We start from the raw sequence: 18,667 nt of genomic DNA on the forward strand, positions 1-18,667 counted from the left end.
CGATGACAATTGATATCGATTCAGAACCAATCGTAAAGCCGGTGTACGACACGGAAACAAGACGAATGGTCTGCAAACTGATCTCCTATCTGCTGCAATATCCGGATACCGAGTGGAGAGAGGGATTACAAGGCGTACAGGAAGCTGTTCTTTCGATCTCTGATGAAAAAGTGAAGCAGACCGTGTTAACCTTCATCAGCAATGCACAGGCTCTAGATGCCATACGGTGGCAGGACGCTTATGTTCGTTCGTTTGACTTTGATAAAAAATCGAATCTCTATCTCACCTATGCTTTGCATGGCGATGAGAGGGATCGCGGGCCAGCACTGATTGATTTGAAGCGCAGATATGAAGCGGCTGGTTTCTATATGGAAGCTACCGAACTCCCGGATTACTTGCCCATGGTGCTTGAATTCATTGCCGAGGCTCCTGAGCAAGATGCCATTGGAGTTCTGGATAGTTGCCATAAAGCACTGGTATCGATGACCGAAAGCATTGCAGGACAAAACAGTCCATACGGGCCGCTCCTTACGCTGATGTTACAGGTGATGCCCGAGCCGTCTGTTTCGGACGTACCTGAACCAAGCAAAGAAGAACAGAAACAACCGCTTGGCGGTCTGAACGAGATCGTTGAGCTGATGAGGAGGGGCAGTCGGTGAGTACACTGGAATTAATGTTATGGGGTGCTCTCCCGTATATGGTCATCGTGTTTTGTATTACAGCGACCATCTGGAGATATGTAACCAATCCGTTTAGTTGGACATCCAAATCAAGTGAGATGCTGGAGAAACGTATGCTGCGATGGGGAAGTTTACTCTTCCACATCGGCATTTTCGCCGTCATCTGCGGACATATTGCCGGTTTGCTTGTACCGATCGAATTTTACCACTGGATCGGTCTGAGTGACGAAGCCTATCATATGGGCGCTGTGTTCGGCGGATTACCGGCAGGAATTATTGCATTTGCCGGTTTGGTTATTCTGTTGGTACGCCGCTATACGGCTCGTAAAGTGCGCGCAACAAGCAGCGTTGGGGATTGGCTGGCCCTTGCCATGTTGATCATTGTTATCGTGACGGGTATTTTGGCAACTTCAGCCAATGCGGTAAATCACAGTGGGTTTGATTATCGTACAACGATTAATCCATGGCTGCGCGGACTGTTGGTCTTCCAACCTGATCCGGCTCTGATGCAAACTGTGCCCATGAACTTCAAAGTTCATATCTTACTTACATTTGTGCTGTACTGTGTGTTCCCATTCACACGTCTCGTTCACATGCTGAGTATGCCCCTCGGATATCTCAGACGTAGCTATGTGCTGTATCGCAGAAGAGACGGAGCCGTGTATCCGAATCAGAATCAAGAACAACAAAAGGAAAGGGCGATGTAAATGCAGCAAAAAGGTAAAGTTCAACTGCCCTTGCAAACCGCAAGTCTGATTCTCGGTTTCATGGTATGGGTGATTCTGTCATCACTCATGCCTTTCATTAAAGAAGACATCGTACTTACGTCATCACAACTGGCTTGGGCAACGGCCATTCCGGTATTGATCGGTTCGGTTGCCCGTATTCCGATTGGCTATTGGACGAACCGATACGGGGCACGTAACATTTTCATGATTAGCTTTGTATTGTTACTCGCTCCCGTATGGTGGGTAAGCCGCGCAACATCGTTCAGTGACCTGGTCATTGGGGGATTTTTCCTCGGGATCGGTGGAGCTGTGTTCTCTGTCGGAGTAACCTCGTTACCGAAGTATTATCCGAAAGAGCGTCACGGTTTTGTTAACGGGATCTATGGTATTGGTAACTTGGGTACGGCGCTTTCTGCGTTTGGAGCTCCTTTGGTTGCTGCTCAAGTGGGTTGGTCCAAAACCGTATTATTTTACAGTATTCTTTTAATTGGTATGGCGGCACTCAACTTTGCTTTGGGAGACAAAAAAGAAACCCGTGTCACGCTTCCTCTGATGCAGCAGTTAAAAGATGTATCACGCAATAACAAGCTGTGGCTCTTGTGTCTTTTTTATTTCCTAACGTTTGGTTCATTCGTGGCGTTCACCGTCTACTTGCCGAACTTCCTCGTAACCAATTTCCAGATGGATAAGGTTGATGCCGGACTTCGCACCGCAGGATTCATCTTGGTCGCAACAATTATGCGTCCGGTTGGCGGATGGCTGGGTGATAAATTTAATCCGTTCAAAATATTAATGTTTGTATTTGGCGGATTGACGGTAGCGGCGATTGTGTTATCCTTCGCGCCATCCTTCTATATCTATACAGTGGGCTGTCTGACTGTAGCGCTTTGCGCGGGGACAGGTAACGGTACAATTTTCAAATTGGTGCCAATGTATTTCGTCAAACAAGCAGGTATCGCGAATGGCATGATCTCAGCTATGGGTGGTTTGGGTGGTTTCTTCCCTCCATTGATGCTGACACTGTTGTACAGTATGACGGGTCATTACGCGATAGGATTCATGGCGTTATCCCAGATTGCACTTGTAAGTCTCGTGCTTGTCATCTGGATGTTCTATCAGGAGAAACTTCAACTGTCTGCCAGCATTTTGGAGAATACGATAGAAGCGATTCTGGTGACGGATACGAACAGTGTTATTCGTTCTGTGAATCCAGCCTTCACGGCAGTTACAGGTTATACAGCTGAAGAAGCGGTCGGACAGAAGCCGAGCATGCTGAAATCAGGCAAGCAGGATAAAAAGTTCTATGATCAGTTGTGGCAGGAACTGCGTGACAAAGGATACTGGCAGGGAGAGATCTGGAACCGGAAGAAAAACGGTGAGGTCTATCAGGAATGGCTTAGTATTACAGCGATTCGTAATGAAGCTGGGGAAGTCAAATATTACGCCGGTATGTTCAGTGACATGAGTAAACCCGATCTTACGATTGCCTAAGCGAATCATATAAACGGAACAGGTTTTGAAAAAGTGATCCAACATACAGCAAGAGACCTTAACTTGATTTACAGTAGTTAAGGTCTCTTTTTGCACAAGTGGCAGTCTCCATACTCGGATAGAAGAAGAGGAAAGAAGTAAGAAGACAGAATAAGCAAAATGCATGCAGCGCCTTATCGTTATGCTCAGGCGTCTCGTTGTTCCTTTAAAGCCTGCAGGTTATGAATGATGATGCGACTACGATCAACCTCAAGCAACTCATCTTTCGCAAGCTGGTTCAGCAGTCGATTGGCTGTCTCCCTTGTCGTTCCTATGGAATTGGCAAATTCCTGGTGGGTCATGGGCAGATTGATGACAATTTTATCTGCTTGTTGCTGACCATGTTGCTCTGCCAGCATAAGAAGAAAGGAGAGTACACGATTACGCACATCCTGACCGGAAAGCACTTGTAACTTATCTTGTAATTCGCGTATTTTATCGCCAAGTACACGCATAATTTTGATGGCAATGGAAGGTGTGCTGAGCATGAGCCGTTCAAAATGACGGACAGGGATCGCTAGCAGACTTGTCGGCGTAATCGCAACAGCGGTAGCGGGATATGGATGCGCATTGAAAAATCCGGTATGTGGGAACATATCTCCTGTTTTGAGAAAGGAGACAATCTGTTCATGTCCGTTTTCGTCTGTTTTGTACGCTTTGACAATGCCGGTACGGATGAAGAACACCGCTTCTTTTTCACTGCCTTCACTAAAGATCACAGTTTTTTTGCTGATGCTGCGGGATATGGCGATTTCTTCAACTTGTTTCAACTCTTCAGGGCTAAGATCCTGAAAAATAGGGAATTGCTGCAGAAATTCTGCTGCGTTTTCTTTATTTACCCGGGTCATACGAGTTCATCCTCTCTAAAGCTCTAATTTTATAATGATAAATCGAATCGGAGGTTGTGATTGAATTGAAAAGCAATGCAAGTACGAACCTGAAACCAATCGTTATCCCTCATGAGCACGGAGGGTGGGCGATGGTCAGTGTACCTTTTCTCGTCGGTGTGGCGGCAAGCAGCCCTCAGTGGCTTCATGTGCCTCTGTTCATAGCCTGGCTTGGCCTATATCTGACCGCATATCCTTTGCTGCAATCACTTAAACGGAACGCGAATCGTCAACGATTATATACATGGGCTGCCATATACGGTTCAATTGCTTTAGTCTGTCTCATACCGGCGGTTATCGGGCAATCTTCGCTGTTATGGTTTGGCCCTATGTTGGCTGGCCTGCTTATGGTGAACATCTGGCATGTGAGACATAAGGCCGAAAGATCCCTCACCAATGATCTCTGTGCGATGCTGGTGTTCTCCCTTGGCGGAGCAGCCGCTTATCTGATTGGCAGTGGTGAATGGGATTACGGAATGGCCATCGTTGTATTATTTTCCTTTTTACATTTTACAGGAAGTACGTTCTTTGTGAAATCCGTCTTTCGGGAACGCAACAATCCACGCTGGATCAGGTTGTCACGTCTTGTCCATGTTGTACTCTTATTCATTCCGGCTATCGTTGGGTACCCATGGATGGGGCTAGCCTTCGTCTATTCCGCTGTAAGAGCGTTTCGATATGCAGGTCAAACCCTACGTCCTATGAAGGTGGGCATCATTGAAATCATTGGAGCGGTGCAGTTCCTGCTCTGGTTCATCCTGCTGTAAATGACATCATTTTATCATAACGTGATTTAAGTCCACATCAGGTGACATAGGTCACACCGTCATCGGATTGACATGGAATGATGAATTGTAAAGGGAAGTACGGCTTGTTTAACTGATTATTTTGTGAAAATAAAGTCCAATGGATCAGGTGATTGTTTTTAATCTGTCACCCCGGGTTAATGGGAGATAAAACAATTTGGAACGAGAGAGGGGCCTTCCCTGATGTGGACTGCATTCATGTGGGGCGGCATCTCCGCCTCAGCAGTAGTGATTGGTGCGCTTGCAGCCTTGTTTATGAAGATTCCGAAAAGGGTTATCGGTTGGATTATGGCTTTCGGGACAGGTACGCTGATTGGTGCAGCTACGTTCGAGCTTCTCGGGGATGCACTGAACGATGGAGGCATGTTACCAACAGCGATCGGTTTTACCGCTGGAGCCGTCGTATATACAATATTTGATTGGCTCATCTCAGCTAAAGGTGGTTCGGATCGGAAACGTTCCAACAAGAAAGACTCAAGCCAGCAAAGCGGGCTCGGCATATTCGCAGGCACCGTGATGGATGCCATTCCCGAGTCGATCATGCTGGGTGCCAGTTTGCTGGCGGGGAACGGTGTCAGTGTGGTGCTGGTGGTATCGATTTTTGTCAGCAATGTTCCTGAAGGCTTATCTAGTACCGCAGGACTGAAGAATAGCAAGTATAGCAAAGGTAACATTTTATTGATGTGGCTCGGAGTGTTGTTGATCTCTGCACTTGCCGCAATGGGCGGGTATCTGTTTCTGGAACAGCTACCCAAAGAGATGGGAGCAGCGATTGGTGCTTTTGCCGGAGGAGGCATTATAGCTATGCTTTGTTCGACGATGATGCCTGAGGCTTTTGAAGAAGGAGGTCCTGTCGTAGGGTTGATTGCATCGATGGGATTACTGGTTTCTTTACTGCTGGATATATAATCGAAAAAAAGAGTATCCCCTCAGAGCCATTCTGAGTTAAGGATACTCTTTCTTGTAGCTTGATCTCGCTAAGAAGTTAAGTAGAAATTAATGGCCGGAGCAGTTTCCACCGCAACCACAGGCTTCTTTACCCAACTCTTTGGCTTCGGGCAGACGATTTAATTCAACGGATTTTGTAAAATAGTTGCTGATCTGTTGGTGCAATTGGCTGAATTCACGTTGTGCATAGATAAATCTGCGAATCAGCGGATGATCGTAAAGCGCGCGTTCTTCCTCTTCGTAGATTTTAATCTCGGATTCGAGCAACTCCATATTTTGACGCTCTTTCTCTTCGAGAGCCTGATGTTTCTCCATAAAGCGTTCATATTGCTCGGTCGCTTGTTCGTCTGCGGCAAATTGGTCGATCATCTCACGCATCTCTTTGTAGCCTTCATCCTGTAACAATAGGGAGCATAGCTCCTGCATTTTATGCATAATGAGTTGTTTGTCCAATTTAACAACGGTAGTCGTCATAAGGTTAGCCTCCTGAAAATTCTATTCTTGTTATTCACTTTATACTGTAAATCAGACGTTCACTGTGACGATACTCACAACCTGGGTTAAATAGTTTACATATGCAAGCAGGCGATGAATTGATCAGGAGATCATATCTTTCAACTCCTGTAGCTGCAGAATACGAATCTCATTGCCGTTTACCTGAAGCAGCCTCTGATGTTGCATGAGATTTAATTTACGGCTCAACGTCTCCGGTGTAATTCCTAAGAGCAAAGCCATATCCTTTTTGAAAACAGGCAGTCGAATCTCAGGGTTAGCATGATTCCGAGTATGGAAATCGAGCAGCAACTTCGCAATTTTTTGATCCGTCGTCATTGCGCTGAGGGAACTGTTCCACTCGTCGGTCTCATTGAGCAGACGGGTGATGGCAAGCAAGAAATGATAAGCAAGTTTGGGATCATGTTCAAGTAGCTGGTCAAAGTCCTGTTTGCGGATGGAGCATATCGACGAGGTCTCAAGAACCTCCGCATTGGATTGATGGGGTGTCTGATGTAGTAATGAATGCTGTCCGAAAAAATCACCGGAGAACAGAAACCGGATAATATGTTCTTTGCCGTTCTCGTTATATTTGGATAGTTTCACACTACCCTGATGTATTACAAAAAGGCTGTCTGAAAGTTCGCCTTCTTGCACAATATATTCGCCTTTTAGATATTTGCTGGTATGGAGGAGCGAGGTCAGCAATGCAGCGTCCGCAGGGTCCAGATGCTGAAAAAGCGAAACTTTGGTGAAACAGGCATCGTTTTTTCCATGGGTACAAATCATTTCTTAGTCACCTCTTTATATATTAATGAGCCATAGTCTCACCACCGTGATTTTTACCATCTTTCGTTACACGGAGTACGGCAGATGCACCTTTGTCTACATGCTTGAATTGATGGGTTACGATGGGATAGTCACCTTCTTCGGTGACGGTAAACTCAACGACCGCTCCTCCGCTGGCGGGAAGCATAACGGTCTGAATCCCATACTCGATGTTTCTTGGATTACCGTCCTTGTATACCCGATCCATAATCGTACCTACGACATGGAAGGAAGAGACTTCGTTTGGACCAGCATTACTGACATAGATGCGCACGGTATCTCCTACTTTTGCCAGCAGTGGATGTTCTTTCAGGGTATAGGTATTGCCATTAAAAACAACATACTCCGGTTCCCCGTTAACAAAAGAATTGTAATCATGCTCTTTGTACCATTCGCTTTGCACAAGGGTATACGAACGATCAACGAGGTGATCCGAAGGATATCCTGCTTTGGGCTCAACGATGATCATGCCGTACATGCCGTTGGCAATGTGAGCTAGGGTTGGTTTGCTACCGCAGTGATACATAAATACGCCTGGATTGGAGGCCGGATAGGTGAAAGTGCCTTCTTTCCCCGGCATGACATCGATGAATTTACTGCTCGGAGAAGCATGAACGGCATGCATGTCCATTGAGTGGTTCATGCGGGTATCTTTATTTTTTAACGTAAAAACGATCGTATCTCCCTCTTTGACACGCAAGACTGGGCCAGGAGAAGTCCCATTAAAGGTCCAGGCGTTATAGATGACACCTTTCGAAATTTCGATATCGGTCACTTGTGCGGTCATTTCAATATAGACGGTTTCGCCTTCTCTGCGAATGACCGGATCAACGGGTGGCTGACTTGGAGCAGAGCTGGAGAAGGCCTCTTCATTTTGATTTTGCTGCACGGGACTTGTGGCATTGCAATGAGAGAGTGCGGCAGTAAAGATGGTCAGAAGCAGCGTGTATTTGAAAATATTGGGAAACGAGAGCATAGGGTCACTACCTTTCAATTAACAAGTGATGATTTTCACAAAAGCATATTTGGGAGATGGTAATGATGAGAGTTTCTTAAGTCTAGATTACGATATCGATGGGATCATCGGTGTGACGAAGCACACATTTGTGTAGGACTAAGGACGTTATTTTGAGACAGCGAGCCTGGATTTGTTGTGCTTGGGTAAAGAGTTTCATATAATTTTATTAACGGCTCATTTGGAACAATGTGGGATGAATGACTGATTCAGAGTAAGGTTCAATGAAAGGAGAGGTTGAATGTGAAACGTTTCGAAGACGAAGGGGCATACAAATACAGCTTTTATTCTGTGCTTTACCGGGGAGAGCGAGTTGATGTCAAATGTCCAGAATGCGGCGGGTACGCTTATATCGAGCGCATTAATGGAAAAGTGCAGTGGAAATGTAGTCAGTGCTACACTCATGCAGTCAAAGAAGCCGACTACGAGTATGCAGCTAAGGGATATTGTACTGTATGTGAGCGGTGGTTTACGGTGTTGGTAACCGATGAGAAGATGACACCCCATCCGCTAGCCCATATTACATGTCCACACTGCGGGGCAAACAATCGAGCTAAACTGCATAAAAGGCAGGTCAGTCGAGGTTATTACAACGAAATTCAAAAGGGCAGGGACCCGCTTTTTGGTCTGGAACTCTATTTTCTGGACTATATTCGAGGCAAACAGATCTGGGCTGTCAATCGGCAACATCTGAATTATCTTTTGCAGTATGTATCGGCTGATTTACGTGTGAAATATGGGGGCAGATCTCTGAAAACTGCATCACACAGTGTCCCTGTCTACATCAAGGAAGCCAAGAACAGGGAAGCTGTAACCCGCGTGTTGACCAAAATGCAGCATAACGTAAGATAATTGATAACCATCAGGAACAGGGGGAAAAGATGAATAAGCGAATTAAATTTAGTGTTTTTCTGCTTGTGTTTGCCATGCTGTGCATACCTGCTTATTTTATGATGCAGACATATGGTGTATTTCAAAAAGAAAAGGTATTATCCGGTTACGCCCTTGCTGTAGATGTCGAAGGAAAACCTTATCAGACATGGCCGCTGATCAACGGATATACAGCAATGGACAAACGCGGAGACGATCGTCAACTGTATTACCGTATTGACACGAGTGGCCTGCAGTATTTGTTTCAATTGGCTTATAAGGAGTACGAGGTTCAACCGGGGGGGAACAACCCGTATTTAGCAGGTCAGATTGATTACTCGCAGAGCGATCATGTGAATGTGCGAAGTGAAAACAAATACATCAATGCCAATGACTTTGTTACAGTAATCACGCTGTTGGATCGTGAGGGGAAGGTCATCTATACCTATGAACAAACGGGTAAAGGGGATGATAAGCTGGTGAAGTCTATCATCCATCAAGGCATGAGCCGGTCTAGCAATCACGGCACGGAAGCCGCTCGTGATCCCTACCTGAATATTACGGCATTGTTTCGTGAAAAGCTGGGTATCGATGTAAAACTGACGGTGGATGAAGAGCATAAAATCGTTACAATTCGAATGAACAAAATGGAGGCAAAATGATGAATATGTATGGTGTAGAGCATGGCCCTGTATATCTGCAAGGCCTGACAAAGAGCGTAACGGCAGAAAAAAAACATGACGTGGAATGGCAGGGGAAACTGCAAACCCCTGATGGACATGATCAGTTTCATATTTTTTATTATGGTAACTTGGATGAAGATGATCTGATTATGTGGAACAATATGACTCCCTTTTTGATTTATGCAGAACACTCGGTTACTGGGGAGCGTTATCTGCTCATTGACGGGGCGAAGCATGGTTACGATGCGATGTTGTGTGAGACGTATCCCGAGGAAGAAGTGAACAATAGGCCGCTTCGTCCTTATCTCGACATTGAGGGAGAGGATACATTTGAAATATTTCTGACGGCATATTACAACGTGCCATGGGATGAAGAGTTTGGCGAGGATGTTGAGCCGGATGGGACGTATGAACTCATTACAGGTGAGCGAATACCTTTTAACGAGGTTAAACGAAATGGTTATGATGCTTTTGCTATTCACATTCGCAATCGTAAAGGCGTAACAACTGAAATCGTACATGAAGAGCTGGCCTAATGTGTGTTGTCGATTGATCTCATAAATCTAATGAATCTTATGGAACCGGTTGGATTTTCTCCCATACCCGTTTCTGTTAAGAACTACAGTTAGGAGCCGATGCTGAATGTATATCGTGTCTCGTATGTTAAAGCCTGTCTCGCATGAGGCATTGCAACAAGTGCAGCAGGAACATTCCGTTCGTCTACCGTCAGCTTATCAACGCTGGATGCATCAATATGGGGAAGGAACTTATTCAGGCTGGATGAACATTCAACGGCCGGATTACGAGGTGTTAAAGCCATTTGCAGATTATGATCTTTGGGAGCATACGGATGAAACGGTCATCAGCCAGCGCCAACTAAAAGAATGTATCAGCATTGGGAGTTCAGTAGATGGTGATTTCCTGGCTGTCCATGCAGATGTGAAAGGACTGATTTGGCTTCCTCGCCATGATGAACAGATTACGGTGTGGCCGTCGAACGATGTATCGTTTGCTGACATTCTTGATCGTATCTACTGCGGTTACTACCGTAGAGATGAGCCTTTCAGTCCTGCGTATTTCGAACCGTGGAACGAAGAGCGGCAGCATATTTTTTATCATTTTACAGGTAAAGAGAACGGAATATCAATGAAAGAAGTAGCAGATCTATGCCAGTCGCACTTTTCATGGGATCTGGTCATTGATAATGAATACACATGCAAGCTGTTCAGCACTATGATTGGCGGGTATGTTCGTTTTAATATGGCGAGTGAGCGTGAAATTGTTTTATTTTTTGAAGAACATAATCACCCGACTGAGGCGCAAGAAGCGCAGAGTCAAGTGCAGGAAATACAACATTTTTTACAGGCGCATCATTGCACTGTATTGAAGTAGAGGATAGCAGAGGGCGAGGGGTTTTATGGGTTGGCTGGATACAGAAATTGCGGAACAGTGGCGAAAAGAAGGCAAGCGGTATGCCAGCGATGTCAATGCATTTGTACATAAGATGCTTCAAGGAGAACATCCGGATGAAGCTGAACTGGCAGATGATGCCCGTCATTCGCTCAGTTCCAAAGTGATGAAAATGGTGAAACAGGCTAATCTTCAGGGTGAGGTCGAGCGGCTTCGAGAAGAATTACCTGCGGCAACATGGCCGCTGAGCAATTATTTTCAGGACTCTATGCAGGCGGTGCAGGTTGTAGGTTATTTGAATGAGCATACGGTGCTCTGTAATACAGGTATGTTGTCGAATAACGGGCAGGTATACACGATGGATCAGCAGGGATGGTGGTGTAGTCCAGACTACACAATGGCAGGCTGTTCAGAGGGCGGCGGTTACGTTGCTCTGACGAGTCATGAAGGTATTCACGTCATTCGTGAACCAGATCGCAAGCTGGAAGGAGAGCAAGTCGCATACTACCCTTGGGACAAGATCAAGGATCTGATCAAAGCCCAATTGCCTGAAATTGAATCTCTGGCAGATACTATACATCCCGAGAACACGATTGAAAAGCTGATCCCCATGGATCAAGGACAGGCGCTACTGCTTCAATCCCGGTACGGCATCTATCTGATAGAGCGGGAACAGGTGATCATTCTTCATCCCAGTGTGGCGGAGATTCAGGAGTACGAATATGAAGACACCCAGCTTTCTATGGGACATGCCGCAGTATCTTCTGATGAGCGCTGGATTGCCTGGGGCAGCCAGATGAGCAACCATACGGTATTGGATCGGGAGAACAACAAGACGTATGAGCTCCAGCCGGAGTCCAGTTATCCGCATTGTGCGGCATTCAGTCAGGACAATCAAGTTGTCTGGTTCAACGCCTGTCATTTCTACAATGGAGTAACGATTTTAGTTCCAATAGACAGCATTGCTGATCATACACAGGAAACGGAATGGCCAATCATGGACGAGAATGCACGTGTGTATACGATGATTGAGCTTGAAGGGGGTATGGTGCTAGGTGATGCGTGCGGTTATTTATATTGCATCAACCGCGAGGGACAAGAGCTGTGGCGTTATTTTGTAGGCTCAACAATCTATTCCCTGGCTGTGTCACCTGAGAGGTCTCAGCTTGCTGTGGGAACATATGGCGGTATGTTGCACATCCTTGATCCGGGTTCGGAACGGATGGATGAATACGGCATTGGCACAGGTACTCTGCGTGAAAAGGAACGTTACGTATTATGGCGTGAACAGGAGCCGCTTCGCTGGTAGCATAGGCTGGCAGGCTTGAATGAATGATTTTGATTTTGGTAAAGGATGATGAAATGGAACGTCAAGAGGCTGTACTGTTGTTGAAATATCACGCCTTTGCTCACGATGATGTGAATCATCCGAAAATGGAACATGGCTTTCTCGGTAGCTTACGTCCGTTTCGCGGTCAATTGATTGAAGAGAACTTCCATGAATTAATTCGCATATTACGCACGCTCGCTCCAGATCTTTCGAATGCAGCATTGGATCGGGAAGTAATCGCTTGCCTATGGAGCATTACTCATCTGGCGAGAGCTTGGGCGATTGAACCGGGGGGCATGCTTCGCAGTAATCATCTCATCTCAGATGAGCAGGTTGCAGTGATGGAAGAATGGCTTAATCTGTTCTCGTATGCAGTCATGATCCTGATTGAAGGCGGCGATGAACAAGAGGCGTTCTGGGGATATGAACAATATGTGTTGGACCGAAGTGCGCAGAAAGGTGAAGGTGACGGGATATGAAGTCTGGAGTGGATACTGTTATCAATGATCTACTGATAGAACTGAACCATCTGTTAGATCAGAAAATACAAGATGAAGAGATCCGGTCATTGTATGACACGTATCTTCAATTGGCAGGAGCATCCGAGGCAGAACTGGATCAGTTCGAGAAACTGTATGAGGTTCGCCTGCCCGTTGATTTCCGTGCTTTTTACCGCCATACGGATGGCAGTGGTTATGGTCTGCATATGTTGTACCCGGGGGATGTAGAGCAGGGGTCTTGTCAACCGTTCTATCTAATGTCACTTGATGAGATAGTGGAGACCAAACAATATTTCTGTGATGTGGATGAGAAGCTGGAGGAGCATTACGGGGATGAAGAGATTCGCCAGTTAGATCCTGAGATCAAACCGTATTTGTTCCATAAATCATGGATTCCTTTTGCCACAATGGCTGGAGGTTCGCTCTACTTGATGTTTGATTTTGATCCAGCAGAGGCGGGGACATACGGGCAAGTTATTATGTATGTGCATGATCCAGACTTTGTTTATTATGTTGCATCATCGTTTACAGAGCTTCTCCGGATATCTAATCGCAATTTGAATCTAATGGATGAAATTAATTACTAGGGCGTGTCTTGAAACCTACTGAAGTGCATCTTCCCCCCCCTTTTTCGCCCCCTGCTACGTCACTTCCCCTTGACGTGCTCCGGCACGCCTGCGGGAAACTTCCTTGCTTGGAACGAAAATTCGGCAAAATCTGCTTTCTTCAGAGTTTTCAGACACCCCCTAGACATTCGTTGTAAATCACGATGGATATAAAAAGATGAAATAACCAAAAGGCAGGAGCTGTTGAAGCAGCTCCTGCCTTTTGGCTAAAACGTTAAAGCCTTCAGGTTCTACCACTGGAAAAAACGGTGACCATGAAATCCGCCGGGACCTCCAGGCCCACCGGGTCCGCCCGGTCCGCCATGGCCCCCGTGACCTCCTGGACCGCCGCCGTGCGGGCCTCCCGGATATCCCGGATAATGCCCTGGATAACCACCATGCCACCATGGTCCTGGTCCAAGCCCCCCTATGGGAAAAGGAAGGGGAAAAGGCACCACGGGTGGGTAAGGATAGGGGTATGGATAAGGGTAAGGTGGTGGCGGATAATAAGGATAAGGATAGCCTACAGGCTGCTGGGTTGATGTGGAACCCGGAACATATGACATATCACAAGCCTCCAATGTCTGGATTGATGATATCAGCCTATGCGGATTCGTCACTCTCTGACACAATGATTTAGCCCAGTCGAAATGGGCTCACCGATCTGGGCGCTGGGCATACGCTGAGGTATAGGGTCTCACCTAAACCGAGAGCGAAGGGCAGGCGTTTAATTTTGACAACCTCGTACATGGATTTCACTTTACCGACTACACAGTTTACGTATGATCTGAGCAAAAATCCGCTTTTTAAGAAAGATGAACACAATTACATCAATGCACTTTCGGTAAATCAGCTCAACACGTTGGGCAACACCTCTTTATTGGATATTTTTCTGAGTGCAGGCAATGTCGTTGAACCTCACATTCATCAAAATGCAACTGAGCTTGTTTATTGTATCAGCGGTGCGGCGGTTGTTTCCCTCATTAACCCGTTCACAAATGAACTGCTTCATTTCCCGATTACACCAGGGCAAACCGCTAATGTACCGCAAGGATGGTGGCACTATGAAGTAGCAACGACAGATCACACACATTTGCTTGCGATCTTTGATGCACCTGTGCCTGAAGCGATTTTTGGCTCTGATATTCTGCGACTGACTCCTGCAAATGTCCTTGCTCACACTTATTGTCTGGATGAACATAAAGTGCAGGAAGCCCTGGCTCCAATTCAGAAAACGGTGATTATCGGCCCGCCAAAAGGTTGTAAAACGCAGGTTGCTCCCGCATCTAACCACATGCCTAATGTAGGACCAAACATCCAGCCGAACATCCAACCAGTTAATATCCCACCTAGTATCAAACCCAATATTGAACCAAAGATCGAACCTATTGCTCAACCGAATGTGCAACCGAACTTACAACCTAATTTACAGCCAAACACCCAACCAAACACCCAACCCAATATGCCTCCTTATGTAAATCGTGTTCCACATTGGGGTACTTGGATGGACCCGCGTATTATTCACGAACCAGGGTGCCCATACTATAGCGAACTCCCGGTACAACTGAACTCGGATGATAACGTGTAAATTGAATTGAATAAAACTCCCCTATGTATTCCTGGTTAAGGGCGTTCAACTCTGAGCGTCCTTTTTTGTTTTATTATTTTTGCTCAGGAGATGTCACAAACTTCATGCGTCATTTGTCTTCATTATGTAGACCAAATGATGGAGGAGAATGAATATGAATTTACGTATGAACTACAGAGCGGCAAACCCTGGTGCTTTCAAAGCTATGATGGCGATGGAGCAACATGTATCCGGGCAATTTGAAGATAAGGTGTTATATGAGTTGTTGAAAATTCGTGTGTCTCAGATCAATGGCTGTGCCTTTTGTATAGATATGCATGCTAAGGACTTGATGAAGCTGGGCGATTATGGGGATCATATTCTTTTGCTGAGCGTGTGGCATGAAGTGCCTATCTTTACGGAGAAACAACGTGTTATGCTTGAACTGGCTGAGGCTGTAACTCGGATATCTGAGCGTGGAGTTCCGCTTGAGCTGTATAATAAAGTTCGCGAACACTTCAGCGAAACTGAAATTGTTAACCTGATTATGGCAATCAACTCGATTAATAGCTGGAATCGCATCGCCATTACGACAGGTATGTATCCGGGTTGTTTTAACTAAAACGATAAACGAGAAAAATGAACGATAAACGAATCTAGCCAGAGGAGGCGATCCTTTGCAATCCAATCTTAATTCTGATTCTAATCAACATAAATATACGCCGGAACCGTCTTCTCTGGATGTTGCTGCATTGTATCAACAGTATAAAAATTATGCCTTCTCCATCGCATATCGTATGCTGGGCAGTGTGACTGAGGCAGAAGATATCGTTCATGACTGCTTCGCAGGACTTCATGGTATGACGAATGGGCATATTCATCAACCCAAGTCTTACATCGGAAAACTTATCGTGAACCGTTGTTTGAATCTGCTGAACTCTGCTCGTAACCAGAGGGAGCATTATGTCGGGGAATGGCTTCCCGAGCCGCTGGGTGTTCATGAATTAGTCAATACGCCAGAAGAAGCGATACAACAAAAAGAAATGATTTCTTACGCCTATCTGGTGATGCTGGAGCGTTTATCCCCCATGGAACGTGCTGTTTTTGTGTTGCGTGAAGCTTTTGAGCATGACTATTCGGAGATTGCGGGATGGCTGGGCAAAACGGAGAGTAACTGTCGACAAATCTACAGTCGTGCCAGACGAAATTTGTCTCAACAACTTCCAGCGCTGGAGCAGGCCAGCGCCGATTGGAAAACCAAAGAAGAGGTACTTGGCCGTTTCACCACAGCCTTTCTCCGTCATGACGTTTCAGCGATGTTGGAGCTGTTGACAGATCAGCCTGTATTCACAGCGGACGGTGGCGGTGTAGTACGAACCGTTATGAGAACGATGCGTGTTCACAAAGGTGTGCTTGCCATCCTTACCTCGCCTAGAGTACTTCTTTCATTAAGAGAAAGGGAGTGGAAGCCTGCGTTTATTAACGGTGAGCCACAGCTTGCCTTGATGAAAGACGGGCGGGTATCTGAAGTGATCTGTTTGGAAATGGATGCTTCAAGGGAACGAATCAATGGTGTGTACCTTATAGTCAATCCTCACAAACTGGCTACCATTCGGCCTTTGGACTAAGATGATATTTATTGGAAAGTAAATTTGTGATGACTATACAAAAGGGTAGGCATACAAAATGTTCGGATAGGAGAATTTCAAAGGTTATAGATATAAGTGAAGCGGCATGCTCCTGTAAACAGGGCTGTCGCTTTTTAGTATAAAGAAACTGGGGTTAACAGCGCTTGAGAGATTAATACCTTTTATTCAACTAATCTATAAGAAATTTGATTCTACTTTTATACATGGTATGATTTAATAGATTTTAAAAATAAGCAAATTTATGTAATGTTTGAGGTGGAATTCGGAATTTAGAATAAGTGAGGTTGTACGCTTTGAAAAAACTGAATTATTTGCACATGTTTGTTTTTCTTAGTGCAATGACTGTGGTTACACTGGGTTTGTACTACGCAGCGGCCGATTGGCTGAATCAGCGGTATTTTCGCTTCCTGATCTGGAATTTGTTTTTGGGTTGGATTCCATTTCTGTTCTCAACCATAACCTATGGTTTGAATCGTTTGAAATGGAAAGGAGTGATGTGGCTTGCCGTACCAAGTGCGATGATGTGGCTTTTGTTTTTCCCCAACTCATCGTATATCGTTACGGATTTGCTTCATCTGACGTCTCGGAGCTCAAGGTATTTCTCCGGAAGCCTTGCCGAGTTTCATTATTGGTATGATCTGATGGTTGTCCTGATGTTTGTGTGGACAGGGCTGCTGGTTGGTTTCCTATCGATGTATCAGATTCAGGAAGTAGTGTATGATCGGTTAGGGCGTGTGGCGTCATGGGTATTTGTAGTAGGTGGAACAGCACTTGCAAGTTATGGTGTTCTTCTTGGACGGGTTTATAGGTTAAACAGTTGGGATGCTTTGACCAACCGGGATCTGCTACTCAGACTGATGCATGAAAGCGTAACACGGCCCTCTTTGGCGTTTTGTATGTTTTTTGGAACGTTCCTTCTTACCATCTATCTCACGTTATATTATCTGATGAATGCAAGAGGGGCTAGCTCTGTTGAAAGAAGTAGACAAACCAACGACAAGAAAGTGTAGGTGAACGCTTCGCTATGATGGACACAGTTAGTTTAACGGAAAAAGTCAGAGAGATTATGGAGCAAAAGGATTTTTCGGGTGTTGTGATGTGCAAACACAATAGTCAGACGCTGTTTCAGTTGGTGCGAGGATATGCGAACCGCAGTGATGAGCTATTAAATGACATAAATACGCGTTTTGGTATCGCTTCGGGCTGTAAACTTTTCACGGCTGTAAGTATATGTCAATTGGTGGAGCAAGGGGAATTTACATTGGACTCCAAATTAAAAGATGTCTTAAACCTGACTTTTCCGGCGTGGGATCCGGACATCACGGTGCATCAATTGCTGACACACACTTCCGGTGTGCCGGATTATTTTGATGAGGATATTATGGATGATTTTTCAGCCTTGTGGAAAGATAGACCGGTTTACATGATGCGGAATCTTAGTGATTTTCTGCCCATGTTTCAGCATCTGCCGATGAAGTCTGCTCCTGGGGAGTTATTTCACTATAATAACGCAGCGTTTATCGTGCTGGGACTCATTGTTGAACAATACACTGGTGTTGCATTCACAACATACGTAGAAGAACATATTTTTAAAAGATGTGGCATGCAGCATTCAGGATACTTTCTGACAGATCAGCTTCCTCGTAACACAGCTATTGGTTATATCGATGCTGATGATGGGACATGGACAAGCAATATTTTTTCGATCCCTGTTCAAGGTGGAGCAGATGGTGGAGCTTATGTTACCGCACCGGATATGATTCGGTTTTGGGATGCTTTGCTTGAGCACACGTTACTCGGTGAAGAGATGACTCGTTATTTGTTGACACCACACGCGCATGATGAGGACGGAGAATACTATGGTTTAGGGATATGGTTGGAGTTAAGGGAAGAAGAGATATTTAAAACCCATGTGATGGGTTTTGATCCAGGGGTTTCGTTTATGTCTGGAGTATATCCGAAGCATCGGGTTCAACTTGTGGTTATATCGAATGAGGAGTCGGGTCCTTATCCCATAACGTTAGCAGTTGAGGAAGCACTCGGATAAGAGATATGGTGCAGCTAAAGGTCAAGGCCCAAGACTAAAATTCAATCCAGAAGGCTAAAGTTCAATTGCCCGTAGTAAAACCCTTGCCTTCG

General features: G+C 45.5%; 22 protein-coding genes. 17 read left to right on the top strand and 5 right to left on the bottom strand.

Annotated features, from left to right (window positions below; genetic code table 11):
• The first annotated feature begins 2 nt into the window (after nt 1-2).
• The 3 genes from narJ to AB4Z30_RS01665 are packed head-to-tail and all read left to right on the top strand — an operon-like array spanning nt 3 to nt 2,899.
• Nucleotides 3-659 (top strand): nitrate reductase molybdenum cofactor assembly chaperone, encoded by a 657-nt coding sequence (gene narJ, locus AB4Z30_RS01655; protein ID WP_441922629.1) that lies wholly within the window; start codon nt 3-5, stop codon nt 657-659.
• A 14-nt stretch (nt 660-673) separates the two neighbouring features.
• Nucleotides 674-1,387 (top strand): respiratory nitrate reductase subunit gamma, encoded by a 714-nt coding sequence (gene narI / locus AB4Z30_RS01660; RefSeq protein ID WP_441922853.1) that lies wholly within the window; start codon nt 674-676, stop codon nt 1,385-1,387.
• Nucleotides 1,388-2,899, top strand: a complete 1,512-nt coding sequence (locus AB4Z30_RS01665) for a nitrate/nitrite transporter (protein ID WP_441922631.1) — start codon at nt 1,388-1,390, stop codon at nt 2,897-2,899.
• A 185-nt stretch (nt 2,900-3,084) separates the two neighbouring features.
• On the opposite strand, the gene AB4Z30_RS01670 is transcribed toward AB4Z30_RS01665, so the two are convergent.
• Nucleotides 3,085-3,786: a Crp/Fnr family transcriptional regulator gene (locus AB4Z30_RS01670; RefSeq protein ID WP_090916998.1), complete on the bottom strand. Its 702-nt coding sequence runs from the start codon at nt 3,784-3,786 to the stop codon at nt 3,085-3,087.
• Between the two features lie 56 nt (nt 3,787-3,842).
• On the opposite strand from AB4Z30_RS01670, the gene AB4Z30_RS01675 reads away from it, so the two are divergent.
• The gene (locus AB4Z30_RS01675; protein ID WP_441922634.1) at nt 3,843-4,592 is read left to right on the top strand and encodes a YwiC-like family protein; all 750 of its coding nucleotides are present in this window, start codon (nt 3,843-3,845) and stop codon (nt 4,590-4,592) included.
• Nucleotides 4,593-4,814: 222 nt separating this feature from the next.
• Nucleotides 4,815-5,540, top strand: coding sequence for a ZIP family metal transporter (locus AB4Z30_RS01680; RefSeq protein WP_441922636.1), 726 nt, complete (start codon nt 4,815-4,817; stop codon nt 5,538-5,540).
• An 87-nt stretch (nt 5,541-5,627) separates the two neighbouring features.
• On the opposite strand, the gene AB4Z30_RS01685 is transcribed toward AB4Z30_RS01680, so the two are convergent.
• The 3 genes from AB4Z30_RS01685 to AB4Z30_RS01695 form a co-directional block, all read right to left on the bottom strand.
• Complete coding sequence (locus AB4Z30_RS01685) at nt 5,628-6,053, bottom strand: YlbF family regulator (protein ID WP_441922638.1); 426 nt, start codon at nt 6,051-6,053, stop codon at nt 5,628-5,630.
• A 123-nt stretch (nt 6,054-6,176) separates the two neighbouring features.
• The gene (locus tag AB4Z30_RS01690; RefSeq protein WP_441922640.1) at nt 6,177-6,860 is read right to left on the bottom strand and encodes a Crp/Fnr family transcriptional regulator; all 684 of its coding nucleotides are present in this window, start codon (nt 6,858-6,860) and stop codon (nt 6,177-6,179) included.
• Nucleotides 6,861-6,882: 22 nt separating this feature from the next.
• Nucleotides 6,883-7,875, bottom strand: a complete 993-nt coding sequence (locus AB4Z30_RS01695) for a multicopper oxidase domain-containing protein (protein WP_441922642.1) — start codon at nt 7,873-7,875, stop codon at nt 6,883-6,885.
• Between the two features lie 282 nt (nt 7,876-8,157).
• Here AB4Z30_RS01695 and AB4Z30_RS01700 point away from each other — a divergent pair, with 282 nt between their 5' ends.
• The 7 genes from AB4Z30_RS01700 to AB4Z30_RS01730 all read left to right on the top strand — a co-directional run bounded on the left by AB4Z30_RS01700 (nt 8,158) and on the right by AB4Z30_RS01730 (nt 13,294).
• The gene (locus AB4Z30_RS01700; protein ID WP_441922644.1) at nt 8,158-8,766 is read left to right on the top strand and encodes a hypothetical protein; all 609 of its coding nucleotides are present in this window, start codon (nt 8,158-8,160) and stop codon (nt 8,764-8,766) included.
• 29 nt (nt 8,767-8,795) lie between these two features.
• Nucleotides 8,796-9,446 (top strand): hypothetical protein, encoded by a 651-nt coding sequence (locus AB4Z30_RS01705; RefSeq protein ID WP_441922646.1) that lies wholly within the window; start codon nt 8,796-8,798, stop codon nt 9,444-9,446.
• Nucleotides 9,443-10,003, top strand: coding sequence for a hypothetical protein (locus tag AB4Z30_RS01710; protein ID WP_441922648.1), 561 nt, complete (start codon nt 9,443-9,445; stop codon nt 10,001-10,003). Before AB4Z30_RS01705 ends, AB4Z30_RS01710 begins: the two co-directional genes overlap by 4 nt.
• A gap of 106 nt (nt 10,004-10,109) precedes the next feature.
• Nucleotides 10,110-10,859 carry an SMI1/KNR4 family protein gene (locus AB4Z30_RS01715; RefSeq protein WP_441922650.1) on the top strand — a complete coding sequence of 250 codons (750 nt, stop codon included), beginning with the start codon at nt 10,110-10,112 and terminating at the stop codon, nt 10,857-10,859.
• A 25-nt stretch (nt 10,860-10,884) separates the two neighbouring features.
• The gene (locus AB4Z30_RS01720; RefSeq protein ID WP_441922652.1) at nt 10,885-12,186 is read left to right on the top strand and encodes a hypothetical protein; all 1,302 of its coding nucleotides are present in this window, start codon (nt 10,885-10,887) and stop codon (nt 12,184-12,186) included.
• A 23-nt stretch (nt 12,187-12,209) separates the two neighbouring features.
• A complete protein-coding gene (locus AB4Z30_RS01725; protein ID WP_441922654.1) occupies nt 12,210-12,686 on the top strand; it encodes a hypothetical protein in 477 nt (158 codons plus the stop codon).
• Nucleotides 12,683-13,294: an SMI1/KNR4 family protein gene (locus AB4Z30_RS01730; protein ID WP_441922656.1), complete on the top strand. Its 612-nt coding sequence runs from the start codon at nt 12,683-12,685 to the stop codon at nt 13,292-13,294. The genes AB4Z30_RS01725 and AB4Z30_RS01730 overlap by 4 nt, the downstream gene beginning before the upstream one ends.
• A gap of 269 nt (nt 13,295-13,563) precedes the next feature.
• On the opposite strand, the gene AB4Z30_RS01735 is transcribed toward AB4Z30_RS01730, so the two are convergent.
• Nucleotides 13,564-13,878 (bottom strand): hypothetical protein, encoded by a 315-nt coding sequence (locus AB4Z30_RS01735; protein ID WP_441922658.1) that lies wholly within the window; start codon nt 13,876-13,878, stop codon nt 13,564-13,566.
• 167 nt (nt 13,879-14,045) lie between these two features.
• Between AB4Z30_RS01735 and AB4Z30_RS01740 the strand changes: the two genes are divergently transcribed.
• From AB4Z30_RS01740 to AB4Z30_RS01760, 5 genes are all read left to right on the top strand, one after another.
• Nucleotides 14,046-14,900 carry a cupin domain-containing protein gene (locus tag AB4Z30_RS01740; protein ID WP_441922660.1) on the top strand — a complete coding sequence of 285 codons (855 nt, stop codon included), beginning with the start codon at nt 14,046-14,048 and terminating at the stop codon, nt 14,898-14,900.
• Between the two features lie 154 nt (nt 14,901-15,054).
• Nucleotides 15,055-15,501, top strand: a complete 447-nt coding sequence (locus AB4Z30_RS01745; protein WP_441922662.1) for a carboxymuconolactone decarboxylase family protein — start codon at nt 15,055-15,057, stop codon at nt 15,499-15,501.
• A 55-nt stretch (nt 15,502-15,556) separates the two neighbouring features.
• On the top strand, nt 15,557-16,507 hold the full coding sequence (locus AB4Z30_RS01750; protein WP_441922664.1) for a sigma-70 family RNA polymerase sigma factor: 951 nt from the start codon (nt 15,557-15,559) through the stop codon (nt 16,505-16,507).
• A gap of 314 nt (nt 16,508-16,821) precedes the next feature.
• Entirely contained in the window at nt 16,822-17,538 is a 717-nt protein-coding gene (locus tag AB4Z30_RS01755) for a DUF1361 domain-containing protein (RefSeq protein ID WP_441922666.1), read from the top strand.
• Between the two features lie 14 nt (nt 17,539-17,552).
• A complete protein-coding gene (locus tag AB4Z30_RS01760) occupies nt 17,553-18,575 on the top strand; it encodes a serine hydrolase domain-containing protein (RefSeq protein ID WP_441922668.1) in 1,023 nt (340 codons plus the stop codon).
• Nucleotides 18,576-18,667 lie beyond the last annotated feature (92 nt).

This window comes from Paenibacillus sp. 2TAF8 (genome assembly GCF_052114825.1).
Lineage (GTDB): Bacteria > Bacillota > Bacilli > Paenibacillales > Paenibacillaceae > Paenibacillus.